At 68.6% G+C, this 20,931-nt stretch carries 20 protein-coding genes and 1 pseudogene; 3 read left to right on the plus strand and 18 right to left on the minus strand.

Annotated elements, in window-relative coordinates; translation table 11 throughout:
* Position 1: 1 nt before the first annotated feature.
* The 15 genes and pseudogenes from BHQ18_RS18675 to fadD5 all read right to left on the minus strand — a co-directional run bounded on the left by BHQ18_RS18675 (position 2) and on the right by fadD5 (position 16,100).
* Positions 2–777, minus strand: a pseudogene (locus tag BHQ18_RS18675) (fructosamine kinase family protein).
* Complete coding sequence (locus BHQ18_RS18680) at positions 774–1,454, minus strand: YoaK family protein (RefSeq protein WP_069415145.1); 681 nt, start codon at positions 1,452–1,454, stop codon at positions 774–776. Before BHQ18_RS18680 ends, BHQ18_RS18675 begins: the two are co-directional and overlap by 4 nt.
* Positions 1,455–1,460: 6 nt before the next feature.
* The gene (locus tag BHQ18_RS18685) at positions 1,461–2,282 is read right to left on the minus strand and encodes a mammalian cell entry protein (RefSeq protein ID WP_084294139.1); all 822 of its coding nucleotides are present in this window, start codon (positions 2,280–2,282) and stop codon (positions 1,461–1,463) included.
* Entirely contained in the window at positions 2,249–2,800 is a 552-nt protein-coding gene (locus BHQ18_RS18690; RefSeq protein WP_069415146.1) for an Rv1363c family protein, read from the minus strand. Before BHQ18_RS18690 ends, BHQ18_RS18685 begins: the two co-directional genes overlap by 34 nt.
* Entirely contained in the window at positions 2,797–3,771 is a 975-nt protein-coding gene (locus BHQ18_RS18695) for an RDD family protein (protein ID WP_069415147.1), read from the minus strand. Before BHQ18_RS18695 ends, BHQ18_RS18690 begins: the two co-directional genes overlap by 4 nt.
* The gene (locus BHQ18_RS18700) at positions 3,768–4,400 is read right to left on the minus strand and encodes an Rv1363c family protein (RefSeq protein ID WP_069415148.1); all 633 of its coding nucleotides are present in this window, start codon (positions 4,398–4,400) and stop codon (positions 3,768–3,770) included. Before BHQ18_RS18700 ends, BHQ18_RS18695 begins: the two co-directional genes overlap by 4 nt.
* The gene (locus BHQ18_RS18705) at positions 4,370–5,935 is read right to left on the minus strand and encodes an MCE family protein (protein ID WP_069415149.1); all 1,566 of its coding nucleotides are present in this window, start codon (positions 5,933–5,935) and stop codon (positions 4,370–4,372) included. Before BHQ18_RS18705 ends, BHQ18_RS18700 begins: the two co-directional genes overlap by 31 nt.
* A 3-nt stretch (positions 5,936–5,938) precedes the next feature.
* Entirely contained in the window at positions 5,939–7,084 is a 1,146-nt protein-coding gene (locus BHQ18_RS18710) for a virulence factor Mce family protein (RefSeq protein ID WP_069415150.1), read from the minus strand.
* On the minus strand, positions 7,081–8,736 hold the full coding sequence (locus BHQ18_RS18715) for a virulence factor Mce family protein (RefSeq protein ID WP_069415151.1): 1,656 nt from the start codon (positions 8,734–8,736) through the stop codon (positions 7,081–7,083). The genes BHQ18_RS18710 and BHQ18_RS18715 overlap by 4 nt, the downstream gene beginning before the upstream one ends.
* An 11-nt stretch (positions 8,737–8,747) precedes the next feature.
* Entirely contained in the window at positions 8,748–10,325 is a 1,578-nt protein-coding gene (locus BHQ18_RS18720; protein WP_069415152.1) for a virulence factor Mce family protein, read from the minus strand.
* Positions 10,322–11,353 (minus strand): virulence factor Mce family protein, encoded by a 1,032-nt coding sequence (locus tag BHQ18_RS18725; RefSeq protein WP_069415153.1) that lies wholly within the window; start codon positions 11,351–11,353, stop codon positions 10,322–10,324. Before BHQ18_RS18725 ends, BHQ18_RS18720 begins: the two co-directional genes overlap by 4 nt.
* Complete coding sequence (locus BHQ18_RS18730) at positions 11,350–12,561, minus strand: MCE family protein (protein WP_069415154.1); 1,212 nt, start codon at positions 12,559–12,561, stop codon at positions 11,350–11,352. The genes BHQ18_RS18725 and BHQ18_RS18730 overlap by 4 nt, the downstream gene beginning before the upstream one ends.
* A gap of 2 nt (positions 12,562–12,563) precedes the next feature.
* Entirely contained in the window at positions 12,564–13,433 is an 870-nt protein-coding gene (locus tag BHQ18_RS18735; RefSeq protein ID WP_069415155.1) for an MlaE family ABC transporter permease, read from the minus strand.
* Position 13,434: 1 nt separating this feature from the next.
* Positions 13,435–14,232 carry an MlaE family ABC transporter permease gene (locus BHQ18_RS18740; protein WP_069415156.1) on the minus strand — a complete coding sequence of 266 codons (798 nt, stop codon included), beginning with the start codon at positions 14,230–14,232 and terminating at the stop codon, positions 13,435–13,437.
* 212 nt (positions 14,233–14,444) lie between these two features.
* Positions 14,445–16,100, minus strand: coding sequence for a fatty-acid--CoA ligase FadD5 (gene fadD5, locus BHQ18_RS18745; protein ID WP_069415157.1), 1,656 nt, complete (start codon positions 16,098–16,100; stop codon positions 14,445–14,447).
* Positions 16,101–16,233: 133 nt separating this feature from the next.
* Here fadD5 and BHQ18_RS18750 point away from each other — a divergent pair, with 133 nt between their 5' ends.
* Complete coding sequence (locus tag BHQ18_RS18750) at positions 16,234–16,908, plus strand: GntR family transcriptional regulator (protein WP_069415245.1); 675 nt, start codon at positions 16,234–16,236, stop codon at positions 16,906–16,908.
* A gap of 5 nt (positions 16,909–16,913) precedes the next feature.
* On the opposite strand, the gene BHQ18_RS18755 is transcribed toward BHQ18_RS18750, so the two are convergent.
* Positions 16,914–17,354: an SRPBCC family protein gene (locus BHQ18_RS18755; RefSeq protein WP_069415158.1), complete on the minus strand. Its 441-nt coding sequence runs from the start codon at positions 17,352–17,354 to the stop codon at positions 16,914–16,916.
* 16 nt (positions 17,355–17,370) lie between these two features.
* A complete protein-coding gene (locus tag BHQ18_RS18760; protein ID WP_069415159.1) occupies positions 17,371–17,802 on the minus strand; it encodes an acyl-CoA thioesterase in 432 nt (143 codons plus the stop codon).
* 35 nt (positions 17,803–17,837) lie between these two features.
* On the opposite strand from BHQ18_RS18760, the gene BHQ18_RS18765 reads away from it, so the two are divergent.
* Positions 17,838–18,944, plus strand: a complete 1,107-nt coding sequence (locus tag BHQ18_RS18765) for an alcohol dehydrogenase catalytic domain-containing protein (RefSeq protein ID WP_069415246.1) — start codon at positions 17,838–17,840, stop codon at positions 18,942–18,944.
* A gap of 3 nt (positions 18,945–18,947) precedes the next feature.
* Here BHQ18_RS18765 and BHQ18_RS18770 read toward each other — a convergent pair whose 3' ends face one another.
* Positions 18,948–20,756: an acyl-CoA dehydrogenase gene (locus BHQ18_RS18770; protein WP_069415160.1), complete on the minus strand. Its 1,809-nt coding sequence runs from the start codon at positions 20,754–20,756 to the stop codon at positions 18,948–18,950.
* A gap of 37 nt (positions 20,757–20,793) precedes the next feature.
* Here BHQ18_RS18770 and BHQ18_RS30790 point away from each other — a divergent pair, with 37 nt between their 5' ends.
* Positions 20,794–20,928 (plus strand): hypothetical protein, encoded by a 135-nt coding sequence (locus BHQ18_RS30790; RefSeq protein ID WP_264010132.1) that lies wholly within the window; start codon positions 20,794–20,796, stop codon positions 20,926–20,928.
* Positions 20,929–20,931 lie beyond the last annotated feature (3 nt).

Consider the following 20,931-nt stretch of genomic DNA (forward strand, 5'->3'; position numbering starts at 1 on the left):
CTCAGCGCGCCGCCGTCAACGCACTGCGCGCCGCGCCCGTCGCCTGCCGGGCGAAGCCGCCGCCGAACAGTGCGACGTGTGCGAGCAGCGGATACAGCTGGTGCAGGGCCGCCCGTTCGCGCCATCCCTCCCGCAACGGCTGTACCGACTCATAGCCGTCGAGCACCGCGTCGAGGTGCGGACACCCGAACAGCGCCAACATCGCCAGGTCGGTCTCGCGGTGCCCGCCGTGCGCGGCCGGATCGATCAGCACCACCCCGTCCGGCGTCCACGTGACGTTGCCGCTCCACAGGTCACCGTGAAGTCGCGCCGGCTGATCGGCGTCGTCGAACTCCCCCGCCTCGCAGCGATCCGCGACCGCGTCGACCGTCGCAACCGCGTCCGCGCCGAGACGTGCCGCCGCTCGCTTGGCCATCGGCCGCAGGCGCTCGCGCGCGTAGGGGGACCCCAGGAGTCATGCCCGCGCAGCGACATCGGCAGCGGCTGCTGCAGGGGTCCGAAGAAGCCGGGCCCGGTCCATCCTGCGGGCGGTGCGCCGAACTGGTCGGCGCCCGCGTTGTGGGTGCGCGCCAGGCGCGCTCCGAACTCCGCGGCGGCCTCCCAGTCCGGACGCCCGCTCGGCAGGTGTTCGAGGGTCAGGCTGGCCTCGTCGTAGCCGATCACCCGTGCGCACGGGACGCCGTCGGGGGCGTTCGCCAGCCACTGCAACCCGGCGGCTTCACAGGCGAAGAACCCGGCCGGGGCGGCCTGGTTGCGTTTGACGAATTCGGCCGTCATCGGCGAACTCGGCTGCCGTGCCAGAGGATCGCGCCGCTGAGCGCGACCAGCGCTGCCGCCAGGGCGATCACGGGAGCGACGGTGAAGCGCGTCATCGTCGCGCCGACCGCAGCGCCTGCGCACATCGTCAGCACCACGCCGATCCGCAGGCGCTCGCGCTGACCGGTGCCGCCCGCCAGCCGGCTGTCGAATCCGATCCGCACAATCGTCGTGGTCAGCACCGTGGTCGACAGTTCCTGGATGCCGAACTGCTGCGCGGTCGAGTTCTGCACACCGAACGTCAGCGCCAACCCGCCGATCAGCAGCAGCTTGCGGTTGTCGTGGTAGTCGAGGATCCCGGCGCCGGCGAGGGCCGCCAGCGCGGACAGCATGACGACCTCGAAGCCCATCGTGATCGCCAACCAGCGGTGGACCTGCGCGTTGAGGTGCCGCGACAGCCGGCCGCCGATCACGGCGCCGAGAACGAAACAGACGAACGCGACCAGCGCGCCGGTGACGTCGACGCCGGAGTGCGGCACCAGCCAGAAACCGAGGAAGATGACGTTGCCGGTCATGTTGGCGACGAACACGTGCCCGAGTTCGAGCACGCTGACCGCGTCGACCAACCCGGTCGCGAACGTCAGCAGCAGCAGGCAGCCGACCGTCATCCGTTGCGACAGAGGCGATTCGACTGCCACGACCGGCTACAGCTGCGGCGTGAGATCCAGCGACGTGATCGTCGACATCCGGGTGATCAACCACTTCGCGTCGCGGCGCTCCATCGTCAACCGGTACGACAGATACCGCAGCGACGGGATGTTCTTGGTCAGCGGGCTGGTGGCCACCGAGTTGGTGTAGACGATCGCGGAGGCCTCGGTCGGGGTCAGCGTCTCGACTGCGGCGCCGAGCACCTGGGTAGTGTTGGTGACCTGTGCCTGCTTGTTCGACGCGACGATCGCGTCGATGTACTTGCGGTACTCGAAAGCGAAGTCGCCGCCGAGGAATCCGGCCGACCGTTCCGGCAGTTGTTCCATGTTCTCGGGTGTGTAGGTCCACAGCGTCGAGATCGCGCTGGCGGCGGTAAGTGCGACGTCGAGTTTGGTGTCGACCTCGGCGCGCTCGGCGAGGTACGGCTGCAGCGTTGCCGCCGCGAACCCGGCCGCGCCGACGAACAGGACCGCTGCGATCAACACCGCGACGGTCAGCCTGCGGCCCGCAGGCCGGTGCGGTACGAACCGAACCTCCTGCGGCGTCACCTCGTCGGTCTCAGGCTGCTCACCGTCTGTGGTCGGCTCCTCGACAACGTCCTCGGCCTGCTCCGGTTCGGATTTCGCGGTGCGGGCGGCCTTGCCCATCGGCATCTTCGGAGCGGGCGCAGGCTCTTCGGCGGCCACCTCCTCCGCCTCCGGGGTAACCGTGCGGCGCTTGAACCAACGGCGCCGACGCGGGGCTGCCTTGACGTCGTCGGCCGGGGTCTCGTCAGCGTCGGTGGTCAGATCACCTGGATCAGCTGGCTGATCTTCCACTGCTGTCCTTCCTTGATAGCCGTTGCCACCCAGCGGTTTCCGCTTTCGACCGTGGACTTGCCGTCCGGCGCCTTGGTGGAGATCTTGGTGGCGACCAGGATGTCGGCGCTACCGTTGTCGTTCCACCGCTGCACTCCCGCGGCCACCACGCTGCCGGTGGTGGGTTCGGCCTGGGCGACCTGGATCAGGATCTCGTTCTGCTTCTCCTTGAACGCCGTCGCGAACTCACCGGTGCCCTCCCCGAGGATCCGGTCCACGTAGGCGTTGGCGTTGAACGGATCCAGCGTCGTGTAGTTGGTCATGAACTCGCTGACGTAGCCCAGCGCGGCGGCGTCGCGGACCATCGCACGCCGGTCGGTCTCATGGCTGACGAGCATCAGCGCCGCCGCGGTGATCGCCGCGGTCATCAGCAGCGCGGTCACGACGGCCACCACCGGCAGGCCCCACCGCCGCGGCGCCGGTGGCGCCACCTCGAAGTAGTCCTGCTCGTCGGCGTCGACTCTGCGGCGCGGGCTCATTGCCCCTGCACATTCATCTGCGGCTTCTTCAACACGGTGAGATTCGCGACGCGCCACTGGCCGTCGCCGGACTTCTCGAACTCCACCCGCACCGTGGCGGTGATGAACTTGAGCTCCTCGGTCTTGTTGCCGCGCTGACCCTGCATGGCCAGCAGCATCTCGGCGGTGTCGGGCGCCGCGGCCAGTACCGCGCTGCTGACCGCCCAGTACTCGTTGGTGACACCGCCGGTCTCCTGCACCACTTTCTGCTGCGCTTCCAACTGCGGTCGGTAGCCGTCGGTCGTCAACGACTGGGCGCGCGAGAAGTCCTCCTGCAGCGACTCTTGGCGGTAGCTGAGCATCTCCTCGACGATCCGCGGTCCGTCTTCGGCGATCTGCGCGCGGGTGTTCTCCACGGCGCGCTCATGCCGGTAGACCACTGTGTAGCTCAACGCGATCGCCGCAGCGCACACGACGGTCGCGGCCACCAGCGCCGCCGCGGCGATCTTGCGCACCTGGCGCTGCGGCCGCGGAACGGAATGAACCTCGGTGCGCGCCAACAGATCCGCGAACGTGCGGTTGCGCCGCTCCCACAGCGGCCACAGCCAGCCGACGAAGAGCGCCGCGGTGTCCAGCAGATGCGCGATGTCACGCAACAGCAGCCGCCACACCCCCGGTGCGGACCCGCCGCGCCGACGCACCGCGATCCCGAGGACCGCGCGGCCCAGCGAGAACCCGGTGATCGTCGGCAGCACAAGGCGATTGACCGCCATCAGCAGAACCACCACCGCGGCGGTCACGGTGTAGCTCCACCACAGCGAACTGCGCACCGGCGCGGCCAACGCCACCAGCGCCAGCGTCGCCAGTACCGCCCACCCGAGCAGCACGTCGATGGCGAATGCGCCGGCCCGCGCGCCCCAGGAGGCGAGCGGGTCCTCGACGGCCCGTTCGGGTTCCGTCTCCTCCGGTGCCAGGGTCGACGTCGTGGTCACGACGTGACCTGGTCCAGCTTGGCGACCTTGTAGGTGCCCTCGTCGGGCGCCATCTGCACGCGCAACCGGTAGCCCTGCTCCTGATCGGCGGTGTCGGAGTTGGTGACTTTGACCCGGACGGCGACCAGCACGTCGAACGATCCGTCGTCGTTGTGCTTCTCCACTGCCGCCCGCATGTCCGCCACCTGCACGGTGACGTTGGCGGCCTGGTACGCGTCGACCAGCACCCCGGCGTACAGCGACGACTGCACGGCGAAGTCACCCGTCGAGCATTGGATGATCTTGGACTGGGCGGCAGTCATCGCGGCGGTGTCGGGGGCGTGGGTGGCCGCCACGCAGTCCTTGGCGGCCTGCAGCGCGGCTGCCTCGGCCTGTTCGGTGGCCTGGTTCTGCCGGTCGGACTTCAGCAGGAAATAACCTGCCACCCCGCCGGCCGCCGCCAGCGCCAGCAGCGTCGCGCAGATGCCGGCGGCCAGGCCGCGGCCGATCCGCGAGGGCCTGCGCTCGGCGGCCGGGGTCTCGTCTGGGGTCTGTTGTTCGTCTGTGTCCTGCTCCGGGGCTAACGGCTCGTCGGGCGTCTCATCAGCATCGGTGGGGTTCAGCTGGCGGGTGCCAGCATCTCCTTCCATCCGTCGTCTCCTGGGTTACTCGAGTTGCTGACGTTGTACCTCACGCCGTCAGGTCCGACCACCTGGCCGCTGGTCGGGCTGTACACCGCCGTGGAGCCGGGTGGCCCCGGTGCCGGAGTGTAGATGCAGGGGTTGGGCTGCTGTCCACTGCAGCTCACGCTGCCCTGCCCCGGCGGGCTCAGCGGATCACTGACCGGCGCCGTCGAGTTCGGCGGGGGCAGATCGCTGGCCGGTGCCGGGTTGCGGCCACTGTTGACCGACGGTGCCGGGATCACGCCGCGGCCCGGGTTGACCCCCTGGTCGCAGCGGGCGCCGGGCGCCGGGCACGACAGGATCTGGTTGGGATCGCCGTACCAGGGGTTGGTGCCCAGCGGAACGTAGGGCTCCTCGCTGCGGCACTCCATCGGGGTCGCCGCGCGCTTGCCGGGAACGTCGACGCACGGATAGTTGCGCGCGCCGCGCACCACGTTGCCCTGGTAGTCCTTCGGGATCTTGCAGTAGGTGCCGCGCGGCAGCGGCGCCATGCTGGTGTCGGCAGGCGAGCGCCACTCCGAGGCGGGCAGGAAGCCGGTCAGACACGGGGGCGGCTGGTTGATCGACAGCGCCAGCGGCAGCTGGCCCAAGTCCTCGAACAGCGTGCCGGCCTGGCTCGCCGAACTGCCCTGCGACAGCACCACCAGGGTCTGCTCGAGGCCCTTGTTGTAGCGCTTGAGCATGTCGATGACGACCGCGAGGTTGGCCAGCGTCTGCGGCAGCGACTCGCGCACCCCGCCGAACACCGAGTTCAGCTGGTCCAGCGTCGGCGGCGCCTGCTGCAGCCCGCTGCGCAGCGCCGCGTCCTGTTCGGCCGACTGCGAAGCGATCACGTTGAGGTTGCGCGACCACTGCTCGATGTTGTCGCCGGAGCGGACCTGGCTGTCGAGGATCGGCGCCGCGTTCTCGATGATGTCGTTGACCTGCGGCAGGTTCTCCTGGAAGCCCTGCGCGATCGCGGTGGTCGAGTCGACCAGCCGCTGCAGCGCCGGGCCCAGCCCGCCGACGGCCTGCGACGTCTCGGTCAGCAGAGCGTCGATTTTCTCCTTCGGCAGCACCGCCAGGCCCTCGTTGGCGGCGTCGAGCGCGGGCCCGACCTCGCTGGGCACGGTGCTGTTGGTGATCGTCGTCCCCGGCTCCAGGTAGGTGCCGGGGTTGCCGGTGGAGACCAGGTCCAGGTACTGCTCGCCGATAGCCGACACCGAGTGCACGTTGGCCGACGCGTCCGAGGGGATCTTGTAGCGGTCGTCGATGCTCATCACCGCCAGCGCGCCACGCTCGGTCGGCTCGACCGACGTCACCTTGCCGATCTGGGTGCCGCGGTAGGTGACGTTGGCCGTGCCGTACAGACCGCCCGAGCGGGGCAGTTCGGCCTTGAGCTCGTACTGGCCGATGCCGACCATGCTCGGGATCCGCAGGTAGTACCAGCCGAGCACGACGAGCGCGATGACCGTCAGGATCGTGAACAGCACCAGCTGAATCTTGATGAACCGGGTCAGCACCGCTCACTCACCCCTTTCCACCAGCGGACCGCCGGGTGCGTTGTGCGGGTTCGGCGTGAACCGGACGTCCGGGATCATCGTCGCCGGGTCGCGACCCCAGGCCTGCTCGAGCGCGCGCAGCATGCCCGAGACGCCGGTGCCGGTGAGGATGCCGTTGTCGATCGCCGACAGGGTCAGGTCGACCATCAGCGACACGTTCAGGTAGTCGCCGCGGACCACCTTCGGCACGTTCTCGATCGAGAACGGCGCGGTCAGCATCAGCTTGAGCGCACCGATCAGGTACGGCGACGCCCGGCCCAGCTGCTTGAGCGGCCGCTGCAGGTTCTGCAGGTTGGTGTTCAGGTTGTCGCTCGCCGGCGCCAGCGCGTCGTCGGCGGCCTTGCTGATCCGGCCCAGCGCCACGACCGCGTCGGTGAACAGCGCCTGCGTCTCGTTGAAATGTTTGATCAGCGGCGGGAACTCGGTCAGCACCCGGTCCAGCGTGTCGTTGCGCTGGGCGACGATCGACAGAAGCCGGTCGGTGGAGTCGATCGCGCGGGTGATGTCGGCGCGCTGCTGGTTGAGTTCGTCGGTGAAGACGTCCAGCTTGCCGAGGAACTCCTTGATCTGGTCGGCCCGGCCGTTGAGCACGTTGAAGATCTCGGTCTGGATGACCTCGAGGTTCTGCACCCCGCCGCCGCGCAGGATCGTCGCGATGCTGGCCAGCACCCGCTCGGTCGACGGGTAGGCGCTCGCATTCTCCAGCGGGATCGTGTCCCCGGAGCGCAACGCCTCCGACGACGGGTCCTCCGGGGTGTCCAGCTCGACGTGCTGGGACCCGAGCAGGCTGGTCTGGCCGATGCGGGCCAACGCGTTTCGCGGAAGCTCGATTCCCGGCTCCAGGTCCAGCGTCAGCGTCGGCACCCAGTTCTTCAGCTCGATGGCACGCACCCGCCCGACGTAGACGTCGGCGACGCGGACCCGGCTGTTGACGTTGAGCGCCAACGTGTCCGGCATCTGCACGTAGATCGTCATACTGTTCGACCCGGTGCCCGGACCGCCCGGCAGCGGGACGTTCGCGATGCCCTTCCACGAACTGCACGAGCTCAGCACGAGCGCCACGGCGCCCATCGCCAGCACTCGCTGCGCCACCCTGCGCCACCTACTCATCGCACACCTGCCTCTGCGGGTAGCGGCGGCCCGGCCGGGGCGGGGGCCGCCGGTGCGGGCGGACCGACGTAGGGCGCGGGCACCGGACCGGCCAGCGCCGCACCGCCCGGATCGCCCGGGATGACGCCCGGTGCCGGTGGCGGCGGCGGACCCGGCTGCGGGTACCACGGCGGGGGCAACGGGTTGTTCTGGTCGAACGCGTTCGGCGGACCGGGCAGGTTGCCGCCGCGGGTGGTGCCGAACGCCGGCGGCGCGGCCGGGACGACGCAGTTGGGCCCGCCGAGCAGTTCGGCCAGGCACTCCGGGGTCATCATGTTCGCGGTGAACGGCTGCACCTCGACGCCCTGCATGCCCGGTGCCGAAACCCAGCCCGGCTCGTGGTTGCCGTGGGAGAACAGCGTGTCGCGCGACCAGATGCCGGGCACCGTCGTGTCCTTGTACCCGGGCGGGGGCTGCAGCCGCGGTTCGGAGTAGGCGATCTGCTTGGGCAGCGTCAGCGCCGAGGTGAACTGGTTGAGGCCGAACGGCGGGAAGTTGAACTTGATCGCATCGAGGATCGGCGCCAGGTACTGCGCGCACATCTCCGCCGACTCCTGATAGCCGAGCCGGCTGCCGGCCTGGATCGAACTGCACACGAACTGCAGCGGGTTGGCGAAGTTGTTGATCACCGGGATGCTCATCACGCCACCGGTGTTCGGCGAGATGATGTTCATCAGGTTCGCGCCCAGCGTCGGGAACACGTGCAGCGCGGTTTCCAGGCCGTTGCGCGGTTCGGGCTGCAGGATCGCGGTTGTCGCCTCCGACAGGTTGTTGATGTCGTGGGTGAGCACCTCGGCGTTCTCGTCGAGGAAGGCGCGAGTCGTGCTCAACAGCTGGTTGAGGTCACGCAGCGCGTTGGCGACCTCGCGGTCGGTGTTGGTGAACGCGTTGGTGAACTCGGCCAGGTCGTTGTTGAGCGCGACGAACTGCTGATCGCTGCGGTGCAACGCGTTGACGAACAGGGCCAGACTCTTGACCACGCCGAAGAAGTCGTCGCGGCCCTCGTTGAGCGCGAACAGCGCCTCGGACAGGTTGTTCAGCGTCGCGTTGAGCTGCTTGCCCTTACCGGCGAAGCCGTCGGCCGCGGACTCGATGATGTCGCCGAACGGGCCCTTCGGCTGCTCCGGCGTCGGGCCCAGGTCGGTCAGGATCCGGCTGATCGAGTCGCGCAGCTCGTCGTACTCGACCGGCACCTGCGTGCGGTCCAGCGGGATCACCGCGTCGTCCTCGAGCAACGGGCCGCCGGTGTAGGGCGGGGACAGCTGGATCGTGCGCGAGGCCACGAGGCTGGGGTTCAGGATCGACGCGGTGGCGTTGGCGGGCACCTTGAACTTGTTCTCGTAGTGGAAGGTGACCTTCATCTTGTCGCCGGCCGGTTCGATCTTGTCGATCGAGCCGACCCGCACACCCATGATCTGCACCTTGTCGCCGGGATACAGCGCCAGGGTGTCGCTGAAGTAGGCGACGACGGTGTTCGTCGTCAGCTTCTTGTACAGGTTGTAGCCGACGAAGGCCGCCACCAGTGCGAGCACCACGATCAGTGCGCCGATGATGATCGTCGCGCGAGAAACGTTCGGCAGCTTCAGGCTTCGGACGTTGAAGATTGTCGACATCTGCTATCCCCCTATCCCTGCTGCGAACCCGGTGGGAGGAACGGCGGATTGCCCGGCAGTGGTGGCTGACCGGCAGGCGCCAGTTGCTGGCCCGGTCCCGGCACCGCCGGTGCGGGCAGCGCCGGTGGAAGCGGGGCGATGCCGGGGGTGAAGTCGGGGGGTAATGGGGGCTGCAAAGGGTCCTGCCCGACCGGCACGGTGCGCGCACCGGGCGGGGCGGGCGGTAACTGTCCGTGTGCGCCAGGCACATTCGGCGGCAGCTGACCGGGGATCGCCGCGGCGGGCACACCCGGTGACGGTTGCGGGCCGTGCACGTTCGGGTCCGAGGTCGCCACGTTCGGCGGACCGTACGCGGGACCACCGAACGGTCCGACCGACAGGTCCGCACACGGCAGCGGGTCGCCGGGCCGCGGGAGTCCGTCGGCAGGCGGGGTGTACGAGCACGGCGAGCCCTTGAGCACGGCCGGGCCCGGGTTCTCCGGGGTGCCCTCGATGGCGGCCGGCGACGGCGGCGGCGCGCCGTTCTCGAAGCCCTGGCCGTTGGGGTCCGGCCACTGGTAGGCGGGCAGACCGGCGTCGCGCCAGAACTTCTCGGGGTCGATTCCGCGTTTCTTGAACGCGGCGTCCACGAACGGCTGCAGGATCTGGCCCGGCAGCAGGTTGACCAGCATCACCTTGAAGTACGGCCCGGACGCGACCACCTCACCGAGTGAGGCGACGAAGCTGGCCACCGTGGTCAGCGTGTCCATCAGGTCGTACTGGCGGTCGCGCAGCACGTCGGAGACGACGCGCAACTGCTCGAGCACCCGGTTCAGATTCGGGTTGTCGTCGATGAATCCCTTGACCTGCGCCGAGAACTCGCCCACCCGCTCGAGCAGCATGCTCACCGCGTAGTTGCGCTCGTTGATCGCGCCGAGCAGGGACTGCGCGTTGACCAGCAACCGGTTGATCTGCTCGCTGCGGCTGCCCAGGATCCCCGCGATCTGGTTGGCGTTGCGCAGCAGCTTCTTGATGTCCTCGTCGCGCTTGCCGATGGTATCGGAGAACCGCGCCACCCCGTCGAGCGCGGCGCTCAGATGCGGTGAGGTCTGGTCGATGGTCTCGGACAACACGTTCAGCGACTCTTTGACCGTCTCGGTGTCCCAGTCCGAGGCCGCCTTCGTCACGTCGAAGAACGCGTCGTAGATCTGGTACGGCGTGGTGGTCTGGCCGAGCGGCAGCACACCGCTGGCGCGCAACGGGTCCGAGCCGCGCGGCTCGATCTCGATGTTGCGCCGCCCGAGGATGGTGTCGGTGCGGATGGACGCGCGGCTCTCGGTGCCGATCTGGGTGCCGTCGAGCGAGTAGCCGATCAGCACCTTGTCGCCGTCGATCTCCATGCTGCGCACCAGGCCGACGTCGACGCCGGCGATGCGCACCTTGTCACCGGTGTTGATGCCCCCCGTGTCGGAGAACTGCGCGTAGTACGTCGGCGTCGCGAACAGCATCGGCACGCTGGCGAAGCTCTGCCCGACACCGATCGCGACCACCAGGAGGATGATGCCCATCAACCCGTTTCGGATGCGGTTCGATCCCTCGAGCGTCCTCATTGCGGCGTGCACCTACCCGACGGCTGGCTGAACAGTTTCACGGTGCGCACCGGGCCACCCGGCTGCAGGCCGTTGAGCCGCAGCGAGATGTCGCAGGCGTAGAAGTTGAAGAAGTCACCGTAGATACCGCCTGCCCGGCCGATGATCTTGAACGCGGTTGGCAACCGGGTGAGCAAGTCGTTGAGCCCGTCTTTCTGGTCGACCAGCGGTTGCTGCACGGCCTCGAGATGTCCGACGGTGCTCTGCAGCAGCGGCCGGTTGTCTGCCAGCAGGTCGGCGACCGTACCGGCCGCGTCGCTGATCTCGGCGACCGAGTCCGCGATCGGATCGGCCCGGTTGTTGAGCCCGGTGATCAGCTTCTCGAAGTCCTGCACGGTCTCGTCGAACTCCTGCTGATGACGAACGGTCGTGTCCAGCACGGTATTCAGGTTGCGGATGACCTCACCGATGGCACGGTCGCGGTCGGCCAGCGCCGAGGTCAGCGACGCGGTCTGGTCGAGGATGTCGTTGATCGTGCCGCCTTCACCCTGGAACACCGTGATGATCGACTGGGCGATGGTGTTGACCTTTTCGGGGTCCAGCGCCCGGAACACCGGCCGGAACCCACCGATCAGCGCGTCGAGGTCGAGCGCCGGCTGGGTGCGCTCGATCGGGATGGTGCCGCCGCCCGGCAGCCGCCGGTCGCTGTCGCCGCGCTCGAGTTCCAGGTACCGGTCGCCGATGAGGTTGAGGTAGCGGACCTGCGCGGTGGTGCCCTCGAACAGCGGCAGTGAGCGGTCCACGTTGAACTCGACCCTGACCTGCGACCCGCCCTCGACCAGCTCGACGTTGGAGACCTTGCCGACCTCGACGCCCGACGCGCGGACGAACTGGCCGGAGCGCAGTCCGCTGGCGCTGGAGAAGATCGCCGAGTAGCCGGTGGTGCGGTCGAATCGCACCTGACCGAACACCACGATGATGATCGCGGTGAACAGCAACAGCACCAGCGAGAAGGCGCCGAGCTTGATGGCGGTTCCGGTGATTTTCATGGGTTGATCGTGTTCTCCCCAACCTGGCGACCCCAGACGTACTCGATCAGGATCGGCTGGCCCAGTTCGAAGTGGTTGTACGGCGCGATCGAGGCACCGGTGTCCATGACGAGGTAGGGCGCCGGCCACAGGTCGCGGGTCACCGGCTGCCAGCAGCCGGGCCGGCCCTCGGGGCCGCCGCGGGCGTTCACCCGCGGCAGGTTGTCCGGGTAGACGTAGGGGTTGCCCGCGCCCATCAGCTCCGACAGCGTGCGCAGCGAGTAGCCGTTACCACCCAGCGACGCAGCCACTTTCGGTTCCACGTCGTGGAAGTTGCGGATGGTGCAGAACAGCGCGGGGCTGTACTCGTCGAGGATCTTCGACGCCACCAGCAGGTCTTCGGCGCCGCGCACCAGGTACGGACCGCCGCGCTCGAACACGTCGCCGCCGCTGTTGCCGAACCCGATCGCGGCCATCAGTGCCTGGTCGATGTTGCCCTGCTGCTCGTTGAGCGTGGCCGCGGTGGTGACCGCGTTCTGCAGGCCGTCGAACAGGTCGGGCGCGGCGTTGGCGTAGGTCTCGCCGAGGTCGGCGAGCAGCTGGTTGTCGCGGCGGATCTGCGGCATCCGCGGGTTGATCTCGTCGAGGATCTCGTTGCCGTTGATGATCGACTGGCCGAACCGGTCCCCGAGTCCGTCGAGCGCCTCGGCGGTCGCCGACAGCGTCTGGTTCAGCTTGATCGGGTCGACCTGCTCGGAGAGCGACACGACTGTCTCGAACAAAGTGTTGAACTCGGTGGTCACCGTCGTCACGTCGATCACGTCATCGGGCGTGATGCGTTGCGGTGTCGGGTTTTCCGGCGACGAGAAGTTGATGTACTTGTTGCCGAACACCGTGGTCGCGTCGATGCTGGCGTCGACGTTCTTCGGGATCAGCCGCATGTACTTGGGGTCCACGTCGAGGATGATCTTGGCGCGCGGTTCACCGCCGACGTCGACGGCGTCGACCGTGGCCACCCGGCCGATCTCCACCCCGTTGTAGGTGACTTTCGCGCCGGGGTCCATCGACAGGCCCGACCGCGCCGAGATCATCGTCAGCTGTTCGCGGGGCAGGAAGTCGCCGCGGAACTGGAAGTACACCAGCACGATCGCGACGATCGTCAGCAGGCTCAGCACCAGGCCGGCCAGCTTGTACGGCGGGGTGCGCGGGTTGTTCAGCGGGGCCGTCATCGCTACACCGTGAGGTTGAAGTTGGGGTCGACGCCGTAGAGCGCCAACGAGGCGAACAGGACGACACAGACGATCGCGACCAGCGAGGCGCGCATCGAGCGGCCGACCGCCTCGCCGACGCCGACCGGGCCGCCGCTGGCGAAGTAGCCGTAGTAGCAGTGGTTGAGCATCACGATGACCGAGATGATGACCGCCTGGATGAACGACCAGAACACGTCGTCGGGACGCAGGAACGTGCGGAAGTAGTGCTCGTAGGTGCCGATCGACTGGCCGTAGAAGATCGTGGTGGTGACCTGCGCGGACAGGAAGCTCATGATGATCGCCATCGCGTAGAGCGGGATGATCACGATGAAGCCGGCCATGATCCGCGTGGACACCAGGTACGAGATCGACTTGATGCCCATCACCTCGAGCGCGTCGATCTCTTCGCTGATGCGCATGGCGCCGAGTTCGGCGGTGGCGCCGGCGCCGACGGTGGCCGCCAGCGCCTGGCCTGCGACGACCGGGGCGGCGATGCGCACGTTGATCAGCGCGGCGAAGAAGCCCGTGAACGCCTCGACCCCGATGTTGCCCAGCGAGGCGAAACCCTGGATGGCCACCAGCGACGACCCCGACAGGGTGACGAAGCCGACGATCGCGACGGTGCCGCCGATCACCGCCATCGCGCCGGTGCCCATGCCGATCTCGGCGATCAGGCGCAGCGTCTCCTTGCGGTAGTAGCGCAGCGCGTGACCGATCGATCCGATCGCGGTGACGACGAACCATGCGACGTGCCCGACGCTCTCGAGGAACCGGGCGGGCGCGGACGCGACGTTCTGTGCGCGGGAGAACCCCCGCGGGAACCGAGAACGCAGGACCGTTGTCGTCGACACGTCAGCTCCCCGTTCCGAACCGGACACCGATCGTCGTGAGCACGACGTTGACCGCGAACAACGCGATCACGCAGAGCACCAGCGTCTCGTTGACCGCGGTGCCGACGCCTTTGGCGCCGCCGGCCACGGTCAGGCCGCGGTAGCAGCCGACCAGACCGGCGATCAGACCGAACGTGCCGGCCTTGATGATCGAGATGATCACCTCGGGCAGACCCGTGATCAGGGTCAGCGTCGAGACGTAGGCGCCCGCGGAGACGTTCTGCAGGTAGACGCCGAAGATGAACCCTCCGACCAGGCCGACGGTGATGACCGCGCCGTTGAGCAGCACGGCGACGAAGGTGGAGGCCACCACGCGGGGAACCACCAGCCGGTGGATCGGGTCGATGCCGAGCACCTCGAGCGCGTCGATCTCCTCGCGGATGGTGCGCGCGCCGAGGTCCGCGCAGATCGCGGTGGAGCCGGCCCCGGCGACGACGAGCACGGTGACCAGCGGCCCGAGCTGGGTGACCGCGCCGATCGCGGCGCCGGCGCCGGACACGTCGGCGGCGCCGAACTCGGCCAGCAGGATGTTGAGCGTGAAGATCAGCAGCACGGTCAGCGGGATGGACACCGCCAGCGTCGGCAGGAACGCCACCCGCATCAGGAACCAGCTCTGCAGGATGAACTCGCGCCATTGGAAGGGCGGCTTGAACAACGCTTTCGCGACGAGCACGCACATGCGCACGAACCCGCCGACCGCCTCGAGGCCCGGCCGGACCTGGTCCCGTACGTAACCGGCCACGCCGGTCGACGCCGTCACCAGGGTGCTCCCGCGGCGCAACGGCGACTGTCGCGATTCAACGGCAGCCCCAGTCGCACGACCCCTCCTTGCCCCGACCTAGCAGTTGTGAGTGCCGTCTCCCTACCGGTGGGTAGTAAGACGGACCACAGGAATGTACCCGATGCCGTTCGTCGCGTGCAGGGCATCCGGCGGATTGAGCACGTAACCGTTAGCAAACGAGATCCGGGCACTCAATTCTCCTGTGCGGCAGTAGAAACCGTTGGCGCAGCGGAACTTTCGCCGGCGTCAACGGATTTTGCGGCGCCGAATCGCGTACGGAGTTCGGTTTTGAGGACTTTGCCGGCCGGGTTGCGCGGCAGCGCCTCCACCACCTCGAGCGCCTTGGGGTGCTTGTAGCGGGCCAGCCGCTCGGTGAGGAATTCGTCAAGATCACGCAGCTCAAGATCGGTTTCGCCGCCGGCGCCGAGCGCGCCGGTGTTCAATGCGACGACCGCGACCGGCACCTCACCCCAGCGCTCGTCGGGACGACCGATCACCGCGACCTCGACGATCGCCGGATGCGCGGCCAGCGCGTTCTCCACCTCGGCGCAGTAGATGTTCTCGCCGCCGGAGATGATCATGTCCTTCTTGCGGTCGACGACCCAGACGTAACCGTCCTCGTCCCTGCGGACCAGGTCCCCGGAGTGGAACCAGCCACCGGCGAACACCTCGGCGGTGGCCTGCGGGTTGTTCCAGTAGCCGGCCATCAGCGTGGGTGCGCGGTAGACGATCTCGCCGACCTCGCCGACCGGGACGTCGTTCATGTCTTCGTCGACGACGCGCGCGGCCACGGTCGGGATCACCTTGCCGACCGAGCCGAGCTTTCTGATCGCGTCCTCGCCGAGCAGCATGCAGGTCACCGGCGACATCTCGGTCTGGCCGAACGCGGCCAGGATCTGGCTGCCCGGGAAGGTCTCGGCCATCTGCCGCAGCAGGGTGTCCGAGGCCGGGGCGGCGCCCCACGACAGCACGCGCAGCCGCAGTTGCCGCGGCCGGGCCCGCTGTGCGGCGCACACCGCCTGCCACTGCGCGGGCACGAGGAAGATGCCGGTGACCTGTTCGGCCTCGAGGACGTCGAGCAGTTCGTCGGGGTTGAACGCGCCCAGCGGGTAGAGCACGGTCGGCCGGCCCAGCAGCAGGCCGGGGATCATGTTGCCGATCCCGGCGATGTGGAACAGCGGAACCCCGATGAAGCCGACGTCGTGGTTGAGGTCGGCGCCGTTGGTGAACAGGAACGTCAGCGCCTGACCGGAAATGTTGGTGTGGGTGAGCACCGCGCCCTTGGGGCGTCCGGTGGTGCCCGAGGTGTACATGATCAGCGCCGGCGCTTCGTTGGGAATGTCGACGACTGCGGCGGGCTCACCCGGTTCGGCGATCAAGTCGTCGTAGCCGATCACGTTCTGCTCGGTCGCCCCGCCCGCGACGATGACCGTGCTCAGGGCCGCGTCCAGGTCGCGCACCGCGGTCGCGACGTTGGCCAGCACGGCCTCGGTGATGACGACCTTGGCCTGGCAGTCGTTGACCAGAAACGCGATCTCGGGCGGGGTCATCCGGAAGTTGACCGGGACCGCGATCGCGCCGAGCTTGTTGACCGCGAGGAAGGACTCGATGAACTCGGTGCGGTTCAGCATCAGGATCAGCACCCGGTCGCCGGATTCGACGCCGCGCCGGCTCAGGGCGCCGGCCAGCGCGCTGACCCGCTCGTCGAGTTCGCGCCACGTGATGGTGCGCCCGAGGTAGCGCAACGCCGTGGCGTCGGGCTGCATGAGGGCGTGGCGGGCGAGTTGGTTGGTCCAGTTCTGCCTGCGGGCGAGGTACGGCTGGGCGGTCGGGTCCGGCTCAAGCAACGTCGAAGTGCTCCATCTGGGGTTGCGGGTCGGTTGATATTTGATCAAATATGTTGTCGCCCCGGTCACACTATGGCCTCGGCGGTTCGGCGACAAGTATTTCGTCAAGCGCTCGAAAGGACCGGAGAGCACCGTGAACACACCGGCCGCGACCCACCGCAAGCGGCGCGTCCGGCGTGAACAGCTGTCCGACGAGGTGGCCAACCGGCTGCGCGTCGACATCGTCACCGGCGCGCTGCGGCCGGGGACGTTCATCCGGCTCGACGAGACCGCCGCCGCGCTCGGGGTCAGCATCACGCCGGTGCGCGAGGCGCTGCGCACACTGCGCGGCGAGGGCATGGTGGCGCTGGAGCCCAACCGCGGTCACGTCGTGGTCCCGCTGTCGCGCGCCGACGTCGAGGACATCTTCTGGCTGCAGGCCACCATCGCCAAGGAGTTGGCCGCGGCCGCGGCCCAGCGGATCACCGACGAGCAGATCGACGAACTACAGCGGCTCAACGACGAGTTGGCCGACGCGGTGGCCCGGCACGCGACCGAGGAGATCACCGCCGCCGAGTTCGCGTTCCACCGCGCGTTCAACCGGTCGACCGGCCGGATCAAACTGGCGTGGTTTCTGCTGCACGTCGCGCGGTACCTGCCCGGACAGCTCTACGCGGGCGATCCGCGGTGGGGCGCCTCGGCGGTGGCCGGGCACCGGGAGCTGATCGCCGCGCTGCGCGGCCGCGACGTCGACACGGTGGTCCGGTTGACCGCCGACGAGTTCGCCGACGCCGCCGAGCGCCTACTCGCGCGCCTCGACCACCTCTGAAGCGGTCAGGTCGCGGCGAGTTGCTCGGCGCGGGCCTTGAGGTTGTCGGCCAGGTAGTCCAGCGTGTCGCCGATCGCCTTCTTCACCATCGGCTTGGGGATCGGCAGCTTGGTCTCGACGTCGAGGTCGACGGTCAGCAGCGACGTCGGGCCCATCGAGACGACCGAGAACTTCTGCTCCTGCTTGTCGAAGTGGTCGCCCTGTTGGAGCACCGTGTAGATCTGGTTCTCGCCCGGGTAGTACACCGCGGTGATGAAGGTGCCCGATTGCCCCTGCACGACGACGTCGAGCCGCAGCTGGCTGGGCCGCCCGTCGTCATACCGGGCCAGCACCCAGCACCCTTTGATCTCTTCGTTCCACTGGGGGTAGGCCTCGAAGTCGGCGACGATTCCCATGATCGCTTCGGCGGAGGCCGCCACCTCGACAGTCTTGCTCACGAGCGGCATCGCACGAGCATAACGATCAGCCGGTCTGCGCCGTCTCCAGCAGGGCCAGCACCGCGTCGGGGATCGGGACGGGCCGGCGGTTCTGCCGGTCGACGTAGACGTGCACCCAGTGCCCGACCGCGGCGACCGGCCCGTCGGGCGCCCACAGCCCCAGCCGGTAGGTGACGCTGCTGTGGCCCAGCCGCACCACCGACAGGCCCACCGAAAGCGGTTCGGGGAACCGGAGTTCGGCCAGGTACCGGCAGCCCGATTCGGCGACCACGCCCAGCCACGGCACGGCCAGGGGGTCGATGCCGACGGTGGTGTTGATCCAGCCGTTGATCGCGGTGTCGAACAGCGCGTAGTACACCGCGTTGTTGAGGTGTCCGAACATGTCGTTGTCGGCCCACCGCGTGGTCACCGGCCAGTGCACCGGGAATTCCGACGGGCAGATGTCAGGCTCGGCCATGGCAGCAGTCTTACAGGAGGGGCAATCTGGTGGTCATGAAGATCCGCGGTGCTGTCCTCGAGGAGATCGGCCGCGAGCGGCCGTACGCCGAGTCGCGGCCGCTGTCGGTCGGGGAACTGGACCTGGCCCCGCCCGGCGCCGGTGAGCTGCTGGTGCGCATCGAGGCCGCCGGGCTGTGCCACTCCGATCTGTCGGTGGTCGACGGCAACCGGGTGCGGCCGGTGCCGATGCTGCTGGGTCACGAGGCCGCCGGCGTCGTCGAGCAGGTCGGCGGGGGCGGGTCCGACGTTCAGGTCGGCACCCGGGTCGTGATGACGTTCCTGCCGCGGTGCGGTGTCTGCGCGGCGTGTGCCACCGATGGTCTGACTCCGTGCGAACCGGGCAGTGCCGCCAACAATGCGGGCACCTTGATGACCGGTGAGCGCCGCCTGTCGCGCCAGGGCGTACCGGTGCACCACCATCTCGGGGTGTCGGGCTTCGCCACCCACGCCGTGGTCGACCGCCGCTCGGTGGTGCCGGTGCCCGACGACGTGCCCGCCGTGGTGGCGTCGCTGCTCGGCTGCGCGGTGCTCACCGGCGGTGGCGCCGTGGTGAACGCGGGCCGTCCCCGGCCCGGCAGCACGGTCGCCGTGGTCGGTCTCGGCGGGGTGGGCATGGCGGCGGTGCTCACCGCGCTCGCGCAGGACGATGTCCGCGTCGCCGCCGTCGACCAGGTGCCCGACAAACTCGACCGGGCCCGGCAGTCCGGCGCCCACGCGGTCTACACGCCCGAGCAGGCGCGCGACGGCGGCCTGAAGGCCGAGGTGGTGATCGAGGCGGCGGGCCATCCCGCTGCGCTCGAGACCGCCGTCGACCTCACCGCGGCCGGCGGCCGCACGGTGTCGGTCGGTCTGCCCCGCCCCGACGCGCGGGTCACGTTGTCGCCGTTGGGTTTTGTCGCCGAGGGGCGGTCGCTGATCGGCAGTTACCTCGGATCGGCGGTGCCGTCGCGCGACATCCCGCTGTTCGTGGAGCTGTGGCGGGCGGGCCGGCTGCCGGTGGAGTCGCTGGTGTCGTCGACGATTCCGTTCGACGGCATCAACACCGGCATGGATCGACTCGCCGACGGTGCCGCGGTGCGCCAGGTAATCCGGTTCGAGTAGTCCTCAGAACCACTCGTCGCGCATGTCGAGCGTGGTGCGGTCCAAGGCGGCGAGGAGATCCAGTTGCGGCGCCGTCTTAGGTAACTCGTAGCGGAAGAAGTACTGCGCTGCTTGACGTTTGCCGTCGTAGAAGTCGCCGGTGCGGGTGTGGGCGGCCAGCGCCTGCTGCAACCAGATCCAGGCGACGACGATGTGCCCGAACGCCTCGAGGTAGATCGCGCTGTTGGCCATCGCGGCGTCGACGTCACCGGGCGCGAACATCTCGGCCGTGACCGTGACCAGCCGCTGCCAGCTGGCGTCGAGTTGTGTTGCCTGCGCGGCGATTTCACCGCCGAGCGCGGCGGCCTGCTCGACCGTCGCACCGATCTCGGCGCCCAGCGCTGCCAGCCCGGCCCCGCCGCGCATGGGCACCTTGCGGCCCAGCAGGTCCAGGCTCTGGATCCCGTATGTGCCTTCGTGGATCGGGTTGAGCCGGTTGTCGCGGTAGTGCTGCTCGACGTCGTACTCGCGGGTGTAGCCGTATCCGCCGTGCACCTGGATCGCCAGATCGTTGGCGGCCAGGCACCACTGCGACGGCCAGCTCTTGCCGACGGGGGTCAGCATGTCGAGCAGCAGCGACACGCGGTCGCGTTCCTCGTCGCTCTGCGCGGTCTCCTGCAGGTCGACGAGCTTGCTACAGTACAGCAGCAGCGCCATGCCGCCTTCGGCATAGGCCTTCTGCGCCAACAGCATCCGTTTGACGTCGGCGTGCTCGATGATCGGCACCTGCGGGGCGGCCGGATCCTTGGCGCTGACCGGGCGGCCTTGGGGGCGTTCGCGGGCGTACTTGAGCGACTTGAGATAGCCGGTATAGCCGAGCGACACCGCGCCCATGCCCACGCCGAGACGCGCCTCGTTCATCATCGTGAACATGTAGGCGATGCCGCGGTGCGGTTCGCCGACCAGATGGCCGACGGCACCGGGCCGGCCGCCGGGAGTGAACGCGCCCTCGCCGAGGTTGAGCACGGTGTTGGTGATCCCCCGCTGGCCCATCTTGTGGTTCAGACCGGCCAGCACGATGTCGTTGCGCTCACCGACCGTTCCGTCGTCGCCGAGCACGTACTTGGGCACGATGAACAGCGAGATGCCCTTGGTACCCGCGGGACCGCCGGGGATCTTCGCCAGTACCAGGTTGACGATGTTGTCGGTCAGTTCGTGTTCGGCGCCGGAGATCCACATCTTCGACCCGAACAGCCGGTAGTTGCCAGCCTGAGAATCGTCGTCCTGGGGTTCGGCGCGGGTGGTGATGTCGGCCAGCGAGGAACCGGCTTGGGTCTCCGACAGCGCCATGGTGCCCGAAAACCGCCCGGCCAGCATCGGTTTGAGGTACGCCTCGATCTGGTCGTCGCTGCCGAAGCGGGAGAGCAGGTTGGCGTTGGCCATGGTCAGCATCAGGTAGCCGGTCGTGCTGACGTTGGCCGCCGAGAACCAGGCGAACGCGGCCTGGGCGACGGTGGCCGGCAGCTGGGCGCCGCCGAGCCGTTCGTCCATCGACATCGCGATCAGGTCGGCCTGCGCGAACGCGTCCCAGGCCTCCTTGACCTCGGGGATGACGGTGACCTTCTCGCCGTCGAAGGTGGGTTCGTTGGCGTCGCTCTTCTTGTTGTGCGTGGCGAAGTACCGCGTCGCCAACTGCTCGCACAGGTCCAGCACCGCGTCGTAGGTGTCGCGGGAGTGCTCGCTGAACCGGTCGCGCCGGGTGAGCTCGTCGACCCGCAGCCACTCGTAGAGCAGGAATTCGAGATCGCGGCGGGACAGCAGAAGCGACTTCACGTTTCCATCTTGCCCGTCGGCTCGTACGTTGGTGGTGATGCCGGCGACGACGGAACTGACCGAGCGGACGCGGGCCGGGCTCGTCACCTATGCCGCAGGTGACGCGCTGGGCGTCCCGTGGGAAGGGGTCGACCTGCCCCGGCTGCCGTCGCTGCGCCGGTCGCTGGGTTGACTG

The organism is Mycolicibacterium flavescens (genome assembly GCF_001722335.1).
Lineage (GTDB): Bacteria > Actinomycetota > Actinomycetes > Mycobacteriales > Mycobacteriaceae > Mycobacterium > Mycobacterium flavescens.